Here is a 15,826-nt window from a genome sequence, read left to right as displayed (position 1 = left end):
TAAAAACCTCTCCTAAAGAGAGGCTTTATTATATTATTTAGTTTCTTAGTTTTAAGTGTAACTCTTCTAGTTGTTCTTCTGCAATGTTGCTTGGAGCATCTATCATGACATCTCTACCGCTATTATTTTTAGGGAAAGCAATATAATCTCTAATAACTTCGTTGCCGTCTAGGATAGCCACTAGTCGGTCAAAACCAAAGGCAAGTCCGCCATGAGGTGGAGCACCATATTTAAAGGCATTCATTAAAAATCCGAATTGTGCTTCTGCTTCCTCTTCTGTAAAACCTAATAGATTAAACATTTTAGATTGTAAATTTCGGTCGTAAATACGGATAGAACCACCTCCAATTTCGTTACCATTAAGTACCAAATCATAGGCATTAGCTCTCGCTTTGCTAGCCTCATTTTCTAGTAAATGTAAATCTTCTTTCTTTGGTGAAGTAAATGGGTGATGCATCGCATGGTAACGCTGAGTTTCTTCGTCCCACTCTAAAAGAGGGAAATCTACCACCCAAAGAGGAGCAAACTCATCAGGTTTTCTTAAGCCTAACCTGTTGCCTAATTCCATTCTTAAAGCTGAGAGTTGAGTTCTTACGGTGGAAGCTGTTCCACTCATGATAAGCATTAAATCACCTACTTTTGCTCCGAATTTTTCAGCAATCAGTTTTAAATCTTCTTCAGTGTAGAATTTATTAACCGAAGAGGTTAGTGTCCCGTCTTCTTGATATTTTACCCAAACCATGCCGGTAGCACCTATTTGTGGGCGTTTTACCCAATCTATAAGTTCATCTATTTGTTTTCTAGTATAGTTTGCACAGCCTTCTACATTGATACCAACTACCAATTCTGCTTCATCAAATATTTTAAAATCTTTTCCCTTAACAATTTCATTCAGTTCAGTAAATACCATTCCGAATCTGATGTCTGGTTTATCATTACCATACTTTTGCATCGCCTCGGCAAAGGACATTCTAGGGAAGGCTCCAAAATCTTTCCCTGTAACTTTCTTTAGGAGATGAGCTGTCATACCTTCAAATACATTCATAATATCTTCCTGCTCTACAAATGCCATTTCACAGTCTATTTGAGTAAATTCAGGCTGTCTATCTGCTCTTAAATCCTCATCTCTAAAACATTTTACAATTTGGAAATATTTATCCATTCCACCTACCATTAAGAGTTGCTTAAAGGTTTGTGGAGATTGTGGTAGAGCGTAAAACTGCCCCTCATTCATACGGCTAGGTACTACAAAATCTCTAGCTCCTTCTGGGGTAGATTTAATGAGTACAGGTGTTTCTACCTCTATAAAACCTTGGTTAGAAAGGTAATTTCTCACTTCTTGTGCCATCTGACTACGAAAGATGAGCTTATTTTTTACAGGTGTTCTTCTAATATCTAAATAACGGTATTTCATTCTCAGTTCTTCACCACCATCTGTTTCATCTTCTATAGTGAAAGGCGGAAGTTGAGATTCATTTAAAATATTTAGCTCTTCTACTAATATTTCTATTTCTCCAGTAGGTATTTTAGGGTTTTTGTTGCTTCTTTCAATAACCTTTCCCTTGGCTTGTATCACAAACTCTCTACCTAGTTTCTTAGCTTTCTCTAGTAGCTCTTTAGATGTTCTTTCCTCGTCTAAAACAAGTTGAGTAATGCCATAGCGGTCTCTAAGGTCTATCCAGACTACGAAACCTTTATCTCTTATTGTCTGTACCCAGCCAGAAAGTGTTACATTTTCATCAAGATTTTTCAGCGAAAGTTCGCCATTAGTATGTGTTCGGAACATAATATTCTATTAGTATTATAGTTTATTTTACAATCTGTGCAAAGATACGGAATTGCCCTCAAAAAATATTTTTCTTTCACTTTTTTTATTTTTTTTGATTTAAAGAAGGCTTGATATCGTATAAATATGATAAATTTGTCGTAGATTTATAATTTTAGGAGAATATATATATGTGTGGAATTGTTTGTGCTTTTGATATAAAGCAATCGGCGGAGAGTCTTAGACCTCAGGTATTAGAAATGTCAAAAAAAATACGTCATCGTGGTCCAGATTGGAGTGGTGTGTATAGTGACGATAAAGTGGTTATCGTTCACGAGCGTCTAGCTATTGTGGATCCTACTTCTGGGAAACAGCCACTGTTCAGTCCTGACGGAAAGTTGGTTTTAGCTGTAAATGGTGAAATTTATAATCATAGAGAAATTCGTAAAAGATTTGAAGGGAAATATCAGTTTCAAACAGAATCTGACTGCGAAGTCATTTTGGCTCTTTACCAGGAGAAAGGTAAAGATTTCGTAGATGAACTTAATGGTATTTTTGGATTTGCCCTTTATGATACCGAAAAAGATGAATATTTTATCGCTCGTGACCACATGGGGATTATCCCATTATATATAGGTTGGGATAAAAATGGAACTTTTTATGTAGCTTCTGAACTTAAAGCTTTAGAAGGTTATTGTTCTAAAATAGAAATATTTCCTCCAGGTCATTATTGGCATAGCAAAGAAGCTAAATTTGAGCAGTGGTACAAAAGAGAGTGGAGAGCGTTTGACAATGTAAAAGACAATGCCACTAATCTGTCTGAACTTAGAGAAGCTTTAGAAGCTGCCGTTCACCGTCAGTTGATGTCTGATGTGCCTTATGGTGTACTACTTTCAGGCGGTTTAGATTCTTCTATTACTTCAGCCATAGCTAAAAAATATGCTGCTAAAAGAATAGAAACTGATGACCAATCTGAAGCATGGTATCCTCAACTACATTCGTTTGCGGTAGGGTTAGAAGGTTCTCCAGACCTTAAAGCAGCGAAAGAAGTAGCAAAGCATATAGGGACCATTCATCATGAAATAAAATTTACAATACAAGAAGGTTTAGATGCTATAAGAGATGTAATTTATTACCTAGAGACTTACGATATTACTACGGTAAGAGCTTCTACGCCAATGTATTTAATGGCGAGAGTAATTAAATCTATGGGGATAAAAATGGTGCTTTCTGGAGAAGGCTCAGATGAACTTTTTGGAGGTTATCTTTATTTTCATAAAGCTCCGAATGCAGAAGAGTTTCATAACGAAACGGTAAGAAAATTAGATAAACTCTACCAATATGACTGCCTAAGAGCTAATAAATCTCTTATGGCTTGGGGGATAGAAGGACGAGTACCGTTTTTAGATAAAGAGTTTATGGATGTAGCTATGCGTATCAACCCGAAAGATAAAATGATTACTCCAGAGCGAATGGAAAAATGGGTGCTTAGAAAAGCCTTTGAAGATGTCTTACCAGAATCTGTAGCGTGGAGACAAAAAGAGCAATTTTCTGATGGAGTAGGCTATAGCTGGATAGATAAGCTTAAAGAACTAGTGAACGAAAAGATAACAGATGAGCAATTAGCTAATGCTAAGTTTCGTTTTCCTGTACAAACGCCTACATCTAAAGAAGAATATTATTACAGAAGTATTTTTGAAGAACACTTCCCTTCAGAAGCGGCAGCACTTACTGTTCCGTCTGTGCCATCTGTGGCATGTAGCACACCTACCGCACTGGCTTGGGACGAATCTTTCAAAAATATGAACGATCCTTCTGGAAGAGCCGTAGCAAAGGTACACACCGAGGCTTACCGAAAATAGATATTTAATAATCTTAAAAATAATTAAGGTTGAGGTTTGGATTGAAAAATATTCCAAACCTTTTTTATTGAATTGAAATACAGTAGATGAAGATTATTTTCACGCTTATTTTTAATCAATTGTTTAATTTTGGCAAGCCTTTTGATTAGAAAGTTATTGTAAAAAACAAATTTTATAAAATTAAAAAATTGGAATTATGAAAAAATTATTTTTAGGATTAGCGGTAGTAGCTGGTTCATTTGCATTTGGACAACAATTTGGAGCAAAAGCAGGTTTAAATGTATCTTCTATCTCTAAGGAGGGCTACGATGATACTAAGGCTAAAGTAGGTTACTATGCTGGGGTATTTCTGAACGCTCCTGTATCGGAGAGTTTTAGTATCCAGCCTGAGATACTTTATAACAATTTGGGCTCTAAAACTACAATGAATGTTCCTATATTAGGAAAAGCAGAAACGAAATTAAACTTAGACTATATCTCGGTTCCTGTAATGTTCCAATATAAGGCTACTCCTGAATTTTATCTAGAAGCTGGACCAGAGTTTAGCTTTTTAGTGGGAGCAAATACTAAAACTTCTTACGAAACACCTCTTGGGTCGGGAAAAATCCCTGCAGAACTTAATAAGGATAACTTTAATAGCTTCAACTTTGGAATGGGGTTAGGTTTAGGGTTTGATATTACACCAAACATAGGTGTTAATGCTAGATACGTAGCAGGTTTTACAGATATTTCTAAAAATGGAACAACTTCTGCGTCAGATAATACAACCAACAAGAACAATACTTTCCAAGTAGGTTTAGGAGTTAAATTCTAGAGTATATTTTAGCAAAAGTAAAGCTGAGAAGTTTCCCTCTCAGCTTTTTTTATTTATATTGATATGGAAGAAAAATACTCATAAATAGTTATGAGTGTTTTATTTTTTAACCTAAGATAGTAACACCATTTTCTAGCATTTCGTAGATGGCATCTCTTCCGTTTTCAGGTTTTACGTTTACAGCACGAGTACCATTAAAGTGTAGACAGGTTAAGAATCCTTCTTTAACAGCATCTAAACAAGTGTATTTAACGCAATAATCTAGTGCTAAGCCAACAATTTCTACTAATTGTATATCGTTTTCTTTAAGATAGTCAGCTAACCCTGTTTTCATAAAATGATTATTGTCTTGGAATGCACTATAGCTATCTATTTCTGGGTTTTTACCCTTTTTTACAATATAATCTACTTTGCTAGTGTCTAAGTCTTTATGGAATTCTGCACCAAAAGAATTTTCTACACAATGGTCTGGCCACATAAATTGTGGTACGCCGTTCAGTGATATGGTTTCACCTACTTTTTTACCATTATTAGATGCAAATGATTTGTGATTTGCAGGGTGCCAATCTTGTGTGAAAATTATTTTATCATATTGATTCTCTTCAATTAAAAGGTTGATGTAAGGGATAATTTCATTAGCGTTTGGTACAGCTAAAGCTCCTCCTTCACAGAAATCATTTTGAACATCTACCACAATAAGTGCTTTTTTCATATTTTTAATCTTTTATAATTTCATCTCAAAACAAATTTTTCGCCAAATTAAAATTACTGACAAATAGACATATTTTACAAGATTTTACGCTAATATTGTGGACAACTTATTTTTCTGTACTTTTGTAGCTTTAAAAGTGATGAGTTTATGAAGCCTAGTTTAGCAAAGGGAACAAGAGATTTTTCGGCATTAGAAGTTTATTGTAGAAGATATATCATTAGTATTTTACAAAAGAATTTTGAACTGTTTGGTTTTTCTCCATTAGAGACACCTAGTTTTGAAAATTTATCAACTCTTACAGGGAAATATGGGGAGGAAGGAGATAGGCTTATTTTTAAAATTTTGAATTCTGGAGATTATTTAAGTAAAATATCAGAACAAGATTTAATAGAAAAAGACCATAAAAAACTCACGCCTAAAGTATCCGATAAGGCACTGAGATACGACCTTACCGTTCCATTTGCGAGATTTGTGGCTATGAATCACGGTCAGCTTGTATTTCCGTACAAACGATACCAAATTCAACCTGTATGGCGCGCTGATAGACCACAGAAAGGTCGTTTTAGAGAATTTTATCAGTGCGATGCCGATGTGGTGGGTAGCGAAAGCCTTTGGCAAGAGGTAGAGTTAGTTCAGCTTTATTTAAAGTCTTTTGCTGAGCTTAATTTAGATGTGAAAATCCATATCAATAACAGAAAAATACTTTCAGGGTTAGCTATTTATGCAGGTATAGCAGAACAGTTGATAGATTTTACTGTAGCTTTGGATAAGTTAGATAAAATCGGTAAAGAAGGGGTTATTGAGGAGCTTAAAAATAAAAATATACCTAGTGAAGCGATAGAAAAGTTGGAGTTTCTATTCCATCCATTAGAGGATAGTTTAGAATATCTATCGGCACTTAAAGAGCGTTTTTCTGATATAGAAATAGGGCTGAAAGGTGTTGAGGAATTAGAGTTTGTGATTAAACAATGTCTTGCTTTGGGTGTTTCTCCAAAGGCGCTTCAATTTGATATTACTTTAGCAAGAGGACTAGATTATTACACAGGTGCTATCTTTGAAGTTAAGTCTAACGAGGTACAGTTAGGCTCCATTGGTGGTGGTGGTAGATATGACAATCTAACAGAAGTTTTCGGTGTTAAAAATATTCCTGGAATAGGGATTTCTTTTGGCTTAGATAGAATTTATCTAGTTATGGAAGAGCTCAATCGTTTTCCACAAGAAGTGTCTCAAAATACGAAGTATCTTTTTGCTAATTATGGAGAGCAGGAGGCTTTTCACTCTATGGATATTATACAACAATTAAGAGCTAAAGGTGTTTCTGCGGAGCTTTATCCAGAAGCTGCTAAGTTGAAAAAACAATTCACTTATGCGGAGAAAAAAGGGATTCCATATATTGTGTTTGTAGGGGAAGAAGAAATTAAAACTAAACAAGTTTCTATTAAAAATCTAGAGACTGGCGAGCAAAAATCGGTAACTTTAGAGGATTTTTTAAACCAAAATTTATGATAAAATTATACCATAATAACAGATGTTCTAAGTCAAGAGGAGCTTTAGAACTGCTAAACTCTGCCAATGAGAATGTGGAAGTGTTCGATCTCCTTAAAGATTCTTTAACTAAAGAACATTTAGAAGAAATACTTTCATCTTTAGAAATGAAGCCGTCTGAACTTATCCGAAAGAAAGACACATTCTTTAAAGAAAATTATGGAGACAAAAGCTATACAGAGGACGAATATTTAGAAATAATGCTGAATAATCCTCGTCTAATAGAACGCCCAATAGTGGTTAAAGGTAAAAAAGCCACTATAGGCAGACCAACAGAACTTATCATTGATTTTTTGAAAAAATAAATAATTGAGGTTATCTTTTTAAGGATAACCTCAATTTGTTTTTAGAGATTTTTAGGCTTCCATTCGTTGAAGAATGCCTTTACTTTATCTAGACTGTAGCCTTTGTTCTCTTCTAATACAGCACTGTCTTGTATATGGATTACCTTGCCTGTTTGGTCTAAAACAATAAATACAGGATAACCATATTTCTCACCAGGGTTGCCATATTTTTCAAATAGAGCTTTGTTTTCGTTTTCTTTTGAATAATTCAAATGATAGTAGAGGTAGTTTTGGTCTATAATTTCTTTTATTTCAGGCGTTTTGTTGATGTAATCATTAAATCTAAGACACCAAATGCACCAGTTGCCACCTGCCTGTAGAATGATGTTTTTATTCTCTTTTTGAGCTTGAGAAATTAAGGCAGCAATCTTCTCCTCGGCGTTATCTTCTGGGTGGTAGGGCTTTTCTAGCTTGTCCTTTTCTTGCTCGGCTAGTTTTTGTTTAATTTCTGTACTATCACTGGTATTGCTAGTTGAGTTCTCTGCATTTTTGTTGCAAGATAAAATAGCGAGTGTAGCACTCATCAATCCTATGGTTAAATAGCGGTATTTCATAATTTTTTGATTTTAAGTTTAAATCCCAAAAATAAAGAATAATTCTGACATCTCATCTGTTTTGTAATTTGTAAATTTGCAGTCGTTAAGAAAAATCAATGCTAAATAATATCCTTTTTAGAACCGTTTATATCATCTCTAAACTGCCTTTAAGGGTGCTTTATATTTTCTCCGACCTTATTTTTGTACTAAGCTATTATGTAGTAGGTTACCGAAAAAAAGTAGTCTTGGAGAATTTAAGAAAATCTTTCCCTGAGAAGTCCGAAACGGAAATCAATACAATTTGTAAAAAGTTTTATCAAAACTTTGCAGACTATATTGTAGAAACATTAAAAACCTTTATTGTATCTAATAACGAGCTAAGAGTACGAGTTCAGCATATCAATCAACATTTGTTTTCGGAGGCGTTAGAAGAGCAGAAAAATATTATAATGCTTTCCGGACACATCTTTAATTGGGAATGGTTTAATGCCCTTGCAGAAGTAGTTCCACAAAAATACTGCTTTCCTGTATATAGAAAAATGCAGAGTGCTTTTTGGGAAGAAAAAGTTAAACTCATTAGAGGTCGTTTTGGTAATACAGCATTAGAGGCTAAGCAAGTGATAAGGCATATATTAAAGCAGCCTAACGATGGTAATTCGGTGTATATGTTTGTGGCAGACCAGTCGCCGTATGTGGTGGATGTAGATTATGGTTTAGAATTTTTAAATCAAAAAACACCTGCCTTTATTGGGTATGATAAACTTTCTACCAAAATGGATTTAATCTTTATTTATTGCGAAATGAAGAAGGTTAAACGAGGGTTTTATCAAGTTAATTATTACAGAATTTACCCCGATGGAGAACGATTTCAGCCGTACGAAGTGGTTAATAAATTTCATAAAATGCTAGAAACCACTATTAAAAAACGACCAGACAATTGGCTTTGGAGTCATAGGCGATGGAAGTATCAAGATGCCATTAAAACTTTTGCTAAATAATAAAATTATGAAATTAGCAATAGCAATACTTAATTGGAACGGAAAGCATTGGCTTAAAAGATTTTTGCCTAATGTAATTAAACATTCCCAAGGAGTAGATATTTGGGTGATAGATAATGCTTCTACAGATGATTCTGTTGTTTTTTTAGAGCAAAACTTTCCAGAGGTTAAAGTGGTTAAAAACTTAAAAAATAACGGCTTTGCAGGTGGATATAACGAAGGTTTACAAGCTGTAAAGGCAGATGTTTTTTGCTTGTTAAATTCTGATGTAGAGGTAAGTTCTGGTTGGTTAGAGCCTGTTTTAGATTTGTTCAAATCAGATGAGAATATCGTGGCGGTACAGCCTAAAATATTAGATTTTAATAACGAAAAGTATTTTGAATTTGCAGGTGCAGGTGGCGGAATGATAGACAACCTAGGTTATCCATACTGTAGAGGTCGAGTTTTTGATGCCTTGGAGAAAGATGAAGGGCAATATGATGATATATGCGAGATACATTGGGCTTCGGGGTGCTGTTTATTTATTAGAAGTGAAGATTTTTTCGGCATCGGTGGTTTTGACGAGCGTTTTTTTGCCCATCAAGAAGAGATAGACCTTTGTTGGAGATTGAGGAATTTAGGAAAGAAAGTTTACTATACTGGGCTTTCTAGAGTGTATCATGTGGGAGGTGGTACTCTTAATAAACAAAGCCCTTATAAGACTTATCTTAATATAAGGAATAATCTTTCTATGTTGCTTAAAAATCTACCTGTCTATCTGTTGTGGATTATTTTCGTTCGGTTGTGTTTAGATGGTGTGGCAGGACTTTATTTTGGGGTTAAAAACGGTTTTCCTCATCTTTGGGCAGTGGTAAGGGGGCATTTTGGTTTCTATGCTCAAGCGTACGGAACTTGTCGTAGGAGAGATAAAAATCAACTTAGCAAATATTATCAGTCCAAGTGGCTAATATTCAAATATTTTTTGTTCAACCAGACTAAGGTTTAGAGATTATTTGTATTTTTGCTTTACCACTGTAATTGTGGTTCTAATTTGGTATAAACATGAAACTTAATCTTCCAGAAAAACTATATTATTCCATAGGCGAAGTTGCCAAGGCTTTTGATGTAAATACATCACTCATAAGGTATTGGGAAAAAGAATTTCCTGTAATAAAGCCTAAAAAAAATAAGAAGGGTAACCGATATTTCACGCCAAAGGATATTGATAACCTAAAGATGATTTATCACTTAGTAAAGGAAAAAGGCTACACCTTAGACGGTGCTAGAGTGGCATTGGCTACTAACGAAAAAGTAAGCGAAACGGTAGAAATAATAGACCGATTAGAGTTTATAAAATCAGAACTTACCAAACTTAAAGACGCTTTGGTGGATAAGGAGTAAATGAGGCTAACATCTGATAAAAATGAATAATCGTAAATTTTTAGATATATTCTATTTGATTATTTCAAATCTGATGTTGTTTTGTTATGTTTATAAATTATGTTTTTCAATAAAAATTTCGGTAATCTTTTTCAATGCTCTCTTATCGTTATCATGTTTAAATTTTGCCATTATAACTTCTCCCAAAACCAAATTATTGAATAAAGAAAGTATTTGGTATATAATCTCTGAATGGATTTTAGGATTCGTCATAGTATCGTTTTTTACTAAATTCTTTTCTATTAGAAGCTCAGAGCTTCAGCTTTCTTTTTGGTTTTCTGTTTGTGGTGTTTCATTATTGGGTGGTATTTTGACTATTGTAAATCACAATAAAATTTTTGGTAGTAAGATTGATATTAAGAAATACTTTATCTGGTTGATTCTTTTAACTTTTCTTTTTCCTTTAGTAAGTTATTTCTTTTTTAAGTTTATGTATCATAAAGAATTTTATGACTTAAGTTTTTACATCATTATTCCTGAAATAATTATTGTGCTGATTTGGCAAATTTTTATGCAGTTAAGTCTAAAAAAGTACTAATCTAAAGAGTTTAAAGATTTATTTAGAAACTATTTTTCAATTCCATAATTTTATTTAATTTGGTAGCATCTAACTAAAATTAAATGCTATGAAAAAGCCATTCTCTAGACTGGAGTTCAGTATGATAAAAAAGCAAGTGTTAGGGTGGTCTGTTATAGCGGTGTTGCTTTTAGGAATTCAGATATTTTTTTACTTTTATAAAAAACAAAAAGAAGAGCAACCATTACCTGAGCTAACTTTTACCACCTCGGTAGAACACCAAAATAGAGAAAAATTAAATCTTACCCCATTTAATCCTAATCAGCTAAGTTTACAAGATTGGCAAAATTTAGGGTTTTCTGAACGACAATCTGAAACAATCCTAAAGTATAAAGATTTGTTGGGAGGTTCTTTTTCGTCTAAAGAAGAATTGTCTAAATGCTATGTAATCTCGGCAGAGAAATTTAGCGAATTGTCAGAATTTATAATGCTTCCTGATAAAGTGGCTAAGTCTTATGAGAGCTCATCTCGTCAATCGTTTTATAAGTCTAAAATTACTGTAAATAAGCCTTTTAATCCAGATTTATACTCTGTTTCGGATTGGATGAAGCTCGGCTTTTCTGAAAAACAGGCTCAATCTTTTATCAAATATAAAAATTATTTGGGTGGAAGTTTCATTAGCAAAGAAAAATTAAGAGACTGCTATACCTTAAGTCCTGAAAATTATGCTATTATAGCACCGTATGTTCTTTTGCCAAATAAAGTAAATCTTAGTACAACCAACGAAATTGGAGAGAAAAAAGAAAGTGCTGTATATCAACCTTTTGATCCTAACGACTTGGATTTAGTAGGCTGGCAAAAGCTGGGTTTTTCGGAGAAACAAGCTGCCGTTATTGTAAACTATAAGCAGAAAATACTCAAAGGAAGATTTAAAACAGTAGACGAGGTTAAGAAATGTTTTGTGATTTCTGATGAGAAATTCCAAGCATTAAGTCCTTATATTAGAATTAAAAATGAGGAACCTTCGGTAGTAGAAACTACAAAACCTCAGATAAAGACTAATTTTGCTTCGGTGGACCTTAATGAGATTTCTTATGAGCAGTTAGTGGAATTTGGGTTTACGCCTAAGGCAGCTAAAAGTTATATTTCGTTTAGAGGGCTACTCGGTGGGTTTGCTAACAAAAAGCAAATTCTAGAAACCTATTATATCGACCCTGATTTAACTCAAAAGTTAATAGAAACAGCCAATCTAAATACCTCTAAAGTAAAGAAATATAGCTTATCTAACGCTCCTGAAGAGTGGCTAAAGAAACATCCTTATTTTAAATATCACGCAGATAAAATTATTTTTTACAGACTTACAACGCCCAACGATAAAAAAATCATAAAATTTATCAACCCTAAACCAGAGTATTTAGAAAAAATGACTTGGTATATGGCGGAGTAAGGGTTTTAATTGTTTTTTTTAATAAAAATCCGTACTTTTACCCTCTTATTTTACCTAATGAAAATGGAAAAATCACTTCATATTTCATTTGAAGTTTTCGAAAGTATAGAGGCTTTAAATGATACAGAAAAAAAACTATACGAAGCCGCTAAAGCAGTTAGAGAAAAGGCTTATGCACCTTATTCTAACTTTTTGGTAGGCTGTGCTATCCTTTTAGAAAATGGGGAAATTGTAACGGGGAGTAACCAAGAAAATGCAGCTTACCCGTCAGGGTTGTGTGCGGAGAGAACTACCATTTATTGGGCATCTGCCAATTATCCAATTGTTAAAATGAAGAAGTTATTTGTAATTGGTGCACCAAAAGATAGTATTTCATCAATAGCAATTCCTCCGTGTGGAGCCTGTAGACAGAGTATTTTGGAGTATGAGGCTCTCCAAGAAGAACCGATAGAAATTTATTTTGCTTCTGTTTCTGGCGAAATCTATAAAACGAAATGTATAAGAGATTTACTGCCGTTTTCTTTTGATAAATCATTTTTATAATAATAGATTTATAAGACATTAAACATGGAAAAAATAGATAGCCTTAATCAAGTAGCAGAGTTTCACAGAACCTTTAATGCGCCTATATTAGACCAACCTCAAATTCCGTCTAAGGAAAGATGTGAATTAAGGGTGAGCCTTTTACAAGAGGAATTAAATGAGCTAAAACAGGCAATAGAAGACCAAAATATAGTAGAGATAGCGGATGCTTTATGCGACTTGCAGTATGTGCTAAGTGGAGCTGTTTTAGAGTTTGGGTTAGGCGAAAAGTTTGTAGAATTGTTTAACGAAGTACAAAGGTCTAATATGTCTAAAGCTTGCGAAAACGAACAACAAGCAGAGGAGACGGTAGCTTTCTATAAGGAAACAAAAGGGGAGGAGGCTTATTATGAAAAATCAGGAGCAAAATACAATGTACACAGAGTTTCTGATGATAAAGTATTGAAAAACAAATATTACTCTCCAGCAGATTTAAAATCAATAATAGAAAAATAAAAATAATATCATGATAAAAAAACTTGCTCTAAGTACCGTATTGTCACTGGGGATGGCTTCTTGTGGAGTGGTTGAGAAAACAGTTGTTAATCGTCAAGTAGAGTCCGAACAGTATGGAAAAGTTTTATTAGGAAAGCAAACGCTTAGTCAGTTTCAGCAAGAGCCGTTTAAAACATGGTATGATGAGGAGTATGCCAACTACGAAACAGATAAAAATACTATAGCGCTACTTAAAAAAAGCAAAGAGCTTAATAAATACAATCTTACCGTTTTTGTAGGCTCTTGGTGTGAGGATAGCCATAGAGAGTTTCCTAGGCTGATTAAAATATTAAAAGAGATAGATTATCCGTTGTCTAAAATGAAAATAATAGCACTTTCTAAACGCATGGAATCACCAGAAAGTGAGGAGTTAGATTATCATGTGAAAAAAGTACCAACTATTGTTTTAGAACGCTACGGAAGAGAGATTGGGCGTATTGTAGAATCACCATCTACAGGCTTTTTGGAACAAGATTTGTATAATTTAGTAAAGAAAAAGTAACCTAAATTGAAAAATATTAAAGTTATTATAGGATTTGTAGGGGGCGTTTTAGTAATGCTCCTTATTTTCTTTGCATGGAAGGGTTTTACGACCAAAAAAGGAGATGAAATCGTAAGTGATTATTACCTTATTAACAACCAAATTTCTAAAATGAATAAGATGGTGGTTATGGAACAAAACTTTTCTAGTATGCAGAAAACCACTATTAAATCTGAGCTTTTAGGGAGCAGTCTATTGCCATCTACTGAGAAAAAAATTATCACTTTTACAAAGACTATGGCACAGGTGTCCTATGATTTAACTAAAATGAAGATAGAGGTAGATAGTACTGATAAGAAACTAATTATAAAGGAGTTACCACAGCCACAAGTTAGGATTATACCAAGTGTAGAAATACAATCTCTAGATGATTCTTTCTTTGACCGTTTTGATGAGAAGGATATTAAAAAAATAACTCAAAATGCTAAAGATGAGGCATACAAAAGGGTTAATCAGGAAGATTTAAAGAAACAAGGAGAAAAGCAACTTATGACCAACCTTAACGAAATATTTGTTCTTGCTAAAGCCTTAAAATACGAGATTGTAGATGAAACCAAAATGATTCCTCTTGAGGGATATTAAATTAATTTATATTTAGCAGTTATTCAATATTTTATAAAATATTTTGTGATAAAAAAGTGAATATGATTAATAAATTTTTTATGGAAAGGAGTCTTCCAAGGTGTGGTCTACTGCAATCGAAAGTTGAAAGGATGACGAAACTCTAGCAAAAACGTTTTCTATTTCCTAAATTGCGAGAGAACTAAAAGCGGGTATTTTCTAGAAATTTTCTGAGATCACTTCAATTCCGCATCTTGCAACCCCCATGTTATGTGATGTTTTTCTCATTTTTCAAGTAGTATATTATAAAAATTATTATTTGCAAAAAGAATAAAAATTTAATTAGAATATCTTTCAAGGGGTTTAAAATTTGCCAATTACTTACATCAAAAACTAAATTCCAATGCTTTTCGCCTTCAATATTTCTTTTTCCAACAACTTTCCCTTCTATAAAGTTTGGATCAAAGATATAAGAAGGATTAAAGTTCTTTGGGAATTTTTTAAAAGAATTTTCAGTCAAATATATTTCTGAATAATCAATATTAAATCTCTTTAGACTATCTGGTGTTATTGTTCTCAAATATATTTTTCCTGTTTTAACAGTTAAATCAGGACAAGTGCAAGCCAAACCTTCAACTTTTAATTTACCCCAAGAAAATGGCATTAAATTATCCGAGAATATAAATAATTGAAAGAGAAATATCAGCGTAATTATTGAATAAAGATTTCTTTTATTTTTTAGCATCTTAATTTTTATTTTCCTTATATATTGTTGATTAAGGGATTTAACAAAATGTCGCATAAATAGTATTATGTATAATAATCAATCGGATTATTTATCAGGTATTGGCTTTTATTAAAATTGAAAATATTTGGAAACTTGTTGGATTGAGTGAATCATGGATTTCATAATAAAAGCAAGTTTTTTTTAGTTGTAATTATATTTTTCTGCTAGAAGTAGTTTTTTTGTGGTTAGACTACTTTTTTGTTGAGAAATAGTAAAATGTAATTATATTTCGTAACTCTCAAACTTTCCATTATCAAAAAATAAAACCACTCTTTTAACTTTTGGAGTGCTAGGTTCTTTTTCAATGTTAATAATCTTTTCGGAGCCTGAATTTTCTACTTTTTTCTCTAATGGCTGAGATTCTTTTATAGATTCAGTTTCTTTATCTACTTCCGTTTTATGAGATTCTCGCGGATTAGGAAAAACTTGTTTTTTTTCTTCACTTATAAAATTACTTTCAAAACTAAATAAATCGGGGAGGGTAGAGGTGGACTGTTCTCTACTATCATTCTCAGAGGACTTATCGGTTTTTAGCATTTCACCTTCTCCATTGATGAGCCAATCCCATTCAATTTCTGGAAATCGGTCTTTTATTTTTATAATAAAGTCAAGAGAGGGTTTGTTTCTCCCTGAAGTGATGTGAGAAATACTAGATCGCTGTACTTCTATTTCGTCAGCAAAATCAGAGGCGGTAAGCTCCGAATAAGCTATAACTTTGGATATTCTTTCATTTAAACTCATAAAATAGAGATAACAATTGTTAATTAATGCGCTTTACAAAAGTAAAATAAATAAATGAGTTAACAATAAACATTTGTAAAATTGAGATGAAAACTAAAATTTACAAAAATAAAAAATGCTTATAAATAATTTATTATAAGCACTTTATTTAATTTTAAAT

The 15,826-nt window shown here is 33.1% G+C and carries 18 protein-coding genes; 13 read left to right on the top strand and 5 right to left on the bottom strand.

What is annotated here, in order from left to right:
- Nucleotides 1-37: 37 nt before the first annotated feature.
- Nucleotides 38-1,786, bottom strand: coding sequence for an aspartate--tRNA ligase (aspS, locus tag GXW81_RS05530; RefSeq protein WP_161531536.1), 1,749 nt, complete (start codon nt 1,784-1,786; stop codon nt 38-40).
- Nucleotides 1,787-1,956: 170 nt separating this feature from the next.
- Between aspS and asnB the strand changes: the two genes are divergently transcribed.
- Nucleotides 1,957-3,627 carry an asparagine synthase B gene (gene asnB, locus GXW81_RS05525; protein WP_161531535.1) on the top strand — a complete coding sequence of 557 codons (1,671 nt, stop codon included), beginning with the start codon at nt 1,957-1,959 and terminating at the stop codon, nt 3,625-3,627.
- A gap of 196 nt (nt 3,628-3,823) precedes the next feature.
- Nucleotides 3,824-4,441, top strand: a complete 618-nt coding sequence (locus GXW81_RS05520) for a porin family protein (RefSeq protein ID WP_161531534.1) — start codon at nt 3,824-3,826, stop codon at nt 4,439-4,441.
- Between the two features lie 106 nt (nt 4,442-4,547).
- On the opposite strand, the gene pncA is transcribed toward GXW81_RS05520, so the two are convergent.
- Nucleotides 4,548-5,153 carry a bifunctional nicotinamidase/pyrazinamidase gene (gene pncA / locus GXW81_RS05515; RefSeq protein ID WP_014938599.1) on the bottom strand — a complete coding sequence of 202 codons (606 nt, stop codon included), beginning with the start codon at nt 5,151-5,153 and terminating at the stop codon, nt 4,548-4,550.
- A 147-nt stretch (nt 5,154-5,300) separates the two neighbouring features.
- Between pncA and hisS the strand changes: the two genes are divergently transcribed.
- Nucleotides 5,301-6,659, top strand: a complete 1,359-nt coding sequence (hisS, locus tag GXW81_RS05510; protein ID WP_161531533.1) for a histidine--tRNA ligase — start codon at nt 5,301-5,303, stop codon at nt 6,657-6,659.
- Complete coding sequence (gene arsC, locus GXW81_RS05505) at nt 6,656-7,003, top strand: arsenate reductase (glutaredoxin) (RefSeq protein WP_161531532.1); 348 nt, start codon at nt 6,656-6,658, stop codon at nt 7,001-7,003. Before hisS ends, arsC begins: the two co-directional genes overlap by 4 nt.
- A 41-nt stretch (nt 7,004-7,044) precedes the next feature.
- Here the strand turns inward: arsC and GXW81_RS05500 are convergent, their stop codons facing one another.
- Nucleotides 7,045-7,596, bottom strand: coding sequence for a thioredoxin family protein (locus tag GXW81_RS05500; RefSeq protein ID WP_161531531.1), 552 nt, complete (start codon nt 7,594-7,596; stop codon nt 7,045-7,047).
- 98 nt (nt 7,597-7,694) lie between these two features.
- On the opposite strand from GXW81_RS05500, the gene GXW81_RS05495 reads away from it, so the two are divergent.
- The 9 genes from GXW81_RS05495 (at nt 7,695) to GXW81_RS05455 (ending at nt 14,159) form a co-directional block, all read left to right on the top strand.
- Entirely contained in the window at nt 7,695-8,576 is an 882-nt protein-coding gene (locus tag GXW81_RS05495; RefSeq protein ID WP_161531530.1) for a lysophospholipid acyltransferase family protein, read from the top strand.
- A 7-nt stretch (nt 8,577-8,583) separates the two neighbouring features.
- Entirely contained in the window at nt 8,584-9,561 is a 978-nt protein-coding gene (locus GXW81_RS05490; protein WP_161531529.1) for a glycosyltransferase family 2 protein, read from the top strand.
- A gap of 56 nt (nt 9,562-9,617) precedes the next feature.
- Nucleotides 9,618-9,956 carry a MerR family transcriptional regulator gene (locus tag GXW81_RS05485; protein WP_004918800.1) on the top strand — a complete coding sequence of 113 codons (339 nt, stop codon included), beginning with the start codon at nt 9,618-9,620 and terminating at the stop codon, nt 9,954-9,956.
- Between the two features lie 22 nt (nt 9,957-9,978).
- Nucleotides 9,979-10,533 (top strand): hypothetical protein, encoded by a 555-nt coding sequence (locus GXW81_RS05480; protein ID WP_161531528.1) that lies wholly within the window; start codon nt 9,979-9,981, stop codon nt 10,531-10,533.
- 88 nt (nt 10,534-10,621) lie between these two features.
- A complete protein-coding gene (locus GXW81_RS05475) occupies nt 10,622-11,959 on the top strand; it encodes a helix-hairpin-helix domain-containing protein (RefSeq protein WP_161531527.1) in 1,338 nt (445 codons plus the stop codon).
- A gap of 57 nt (nt 11,960-12,016) precedes the next feature.
- Complete coding sequence (cdd, locus tag GXW81_RS05470; RefSeq protein WP_161531526.1) at nt 12,017-12,502, top strand: cytidine deaminase; 486 nt, start codon at nt 12,017-12,019, stop codon at nt 12,500-12,502.
- A gap of 24 nt (nt 12,503-12,526) precedes the next feature.
- A complete protein-coding gene (locus GXW81_RS05465) occupies nt 12,527-12,997 on the top strand; it encodes a nucleoside triphosphate pyrophosphohydrolase family protein (protein ID WP_161531525.1) in 471 nt (156 codons plus the stop codon).
- Between the two features lie 10 nt (nt 12,998-13,007).
- Nucleotides 13,008-13,538, top strand: coding sequence for a thioredoxin family protein (locus GXW81_RS05460; protein ID WP_161531524.1), 531 nt, complete (start codon nt 13,008-13,010; stop codon nt 13,536-13,538).
- A gap of 6 nt (nt 13,539-13,544) precedes the next feature.
- Nucleotides 13,545-14,159 carry a DUF4230 domain-containing protein gene (locus GXW81_RS05455; protein WP_154136946.1) on the top strand — a complete coding sequence of 205 codons (615 nt, stop codon included), beginning with the start codon at nt 13,545-13,547 and terminating at the stop codon, nt 14,157-14,159.
- A 247-nt stretch (nt 14,160-14,406) separates the two neighbouring features.
- Here GXW81_RS05455 and GXW81_RS05450 read toward each other — a convergent pair whose 3' ends face one another.
- Together GXW81_RS05450 and GXW81_RS05445 are read right to left on the bottom strand one after the other, a co-directional pair.
- Nucleotides 14,407-14,883, bottom strand: coding sequence for a hypothetical protein (locus GXW81_RS05450; protein WP_161531523.1), 477 nt, complete (start codon nt 14,881-14,883; stop codon nt 14,407-14,409).
- A gap of 264 nt (nt 14,884-15,147) precedes the next feature.
- A complete protein-coding gene (locus tag GXW81_RS05445) occupies nt 15,148-15,666 on the bottom strand; it encodes a helix-turn-helix domain-containing protein (RefSeq protein WP_161531522.1) in 519 nt (172 codons plus the stop codon).
- Nucleotides 15,667-15,826: the final 160 nt, after the last annotated feature.

The sequence above is a fragment of the Riemerella anatipestifer genome, from assembly GCF_009932355.1.
GTDB classification, from domain to species: Bacteria; Bacteroidota; Bacteroidia; order Flavobacteriales; family Weeksellaceae; genus Riemerella; species Riemerella anatipestifer_E.
This window is presented reverse-complemented; position numbering and strand designations above follow the sequence as displayed.

What these genes read in the sequence shown, in the direction of transcription:
- aspS (WP_161531536.1), bottom strand. Translation starts at nt 1,786, where the DNA reads ATGTTCCGAACACATACTAATGGCGAACTTTCGCTGAAAAATCTTGAT.
- asnB (WP_161531535.1), top strand. Translation starts at nt 1,957, where the DNA reads ATGTGTGGAATTGTTTGTGCTTTTGATATAAAGCAATCGGCGGAGAGT.
- GXW81_RS05520 (WP_161531534.1), top strand. Translation starts at nt 3,824, where the DNA reads ATGAAAAAATTATTTTTAGGATTAGCGGTAGTAGCTGGTTCATTTGCA.
- pncA (WP_014938599.1), bottom strand. Translation starts at nt 5,153, where the DNA reads ATGAAAAAAGCACTTATTGTGGTAGATGTTCAAAATGATTTCTGTGAA.
- hisS (WP_161531533.1), top strand. Translation starts at nt 5,301, where the DNA reads ATGAAGCCTAGTTTAGCAAAGGGAACAAGAGATTTTTCGGCATTAGAA.
- arsC (WP_161531532.1), top strand. Translation starts at nt 6,656, where the DNA reads ATGATAAAATTATACCATAATAACAGATGTTCTAAGTCAAGAGGAGCT.
- GXW81_RS05500 (WP_161531531.1), bottom strand. Translation starts at nt 7,596, where the DNA reads ATGAAATACCGCTATTTAACCATAGGATTGATGAGTGCTACACTCGCT.
- GXW81_RS05495 (WP_161531530.1), top strand. Translation starts at nt 7,695, where the DNA reads ATGCTAAATAATATCCTTTTTAGAACCGTTTATATCATCTCTAAACTG.
- GXW81_RS05490 (WP_161531529.1), top strand. Translation starts at nt 8,584, where the DNA reads ATGAAATTAGCAATAGCAATACTTAATTGGAACGGAAAGCATTGGCTT.
- GXW81_RS05485 (WP_004918800.1), top strand. Translation starts at nt 9,618, where the DNA reads ATGAAACTTAATCTTCCAGAAAAACTATATTATTCCATAGGCGAAGTT.
- GXW81_RS05480 (WP_161531528.1), top strand. Translation starts at nt 9,979, where the DNA reads ATGAATAATCGTAAATTTTTAGATATATTCTATTTGATTATTTCAAAT.
- GXW81_RS05475 (WP_161531527.1), top strand. Translation starts at nt 10,622, where the DNA reads ATGAAAAAGCCATTCTCTAGACTGGAGTTCAGTATGATAAAAAAGCAA.
- cdd (WP_161531526.1), top strand. Translation starts at nt 12,017, where the DNA reads ATGAAAATGGAAAAATCACTTCATATTTCATTTGAAGTTTTCGAAAGT.
- GXW81_RS05465 (WP_161531525.1), top strand. Translation starts at nt 12,527, where the DNA reads ATGGAAAAAATAGATAGCCTTAATCAAGTAGCAGAGTTTCACAGAACC.
- GXW81_RS05460 (WP_161531524.1), top strand. Translation starts at nt 13,008, where the DNA reads ATGATAAAAAAACTTGCTCTAAGTACCGTATTGTCACTGGGGATGGCT.
- GXW81_RS05450 (WP_161531523.1), bottom strand. Translation starts at nt 14,883, where the DNA reads ATGCTAAAAAATAAAAGAAATCTTTATTCAATAATTACGCTGATATTT.
- GXW81_RS05445 (WP_161531522.1), bottom strand. Translation starts at nt 15,666, where the DNA reads ATGAGTTTAAATGAAAGAATATCCAAAGTTATAGCTTATTCGGAGCTT.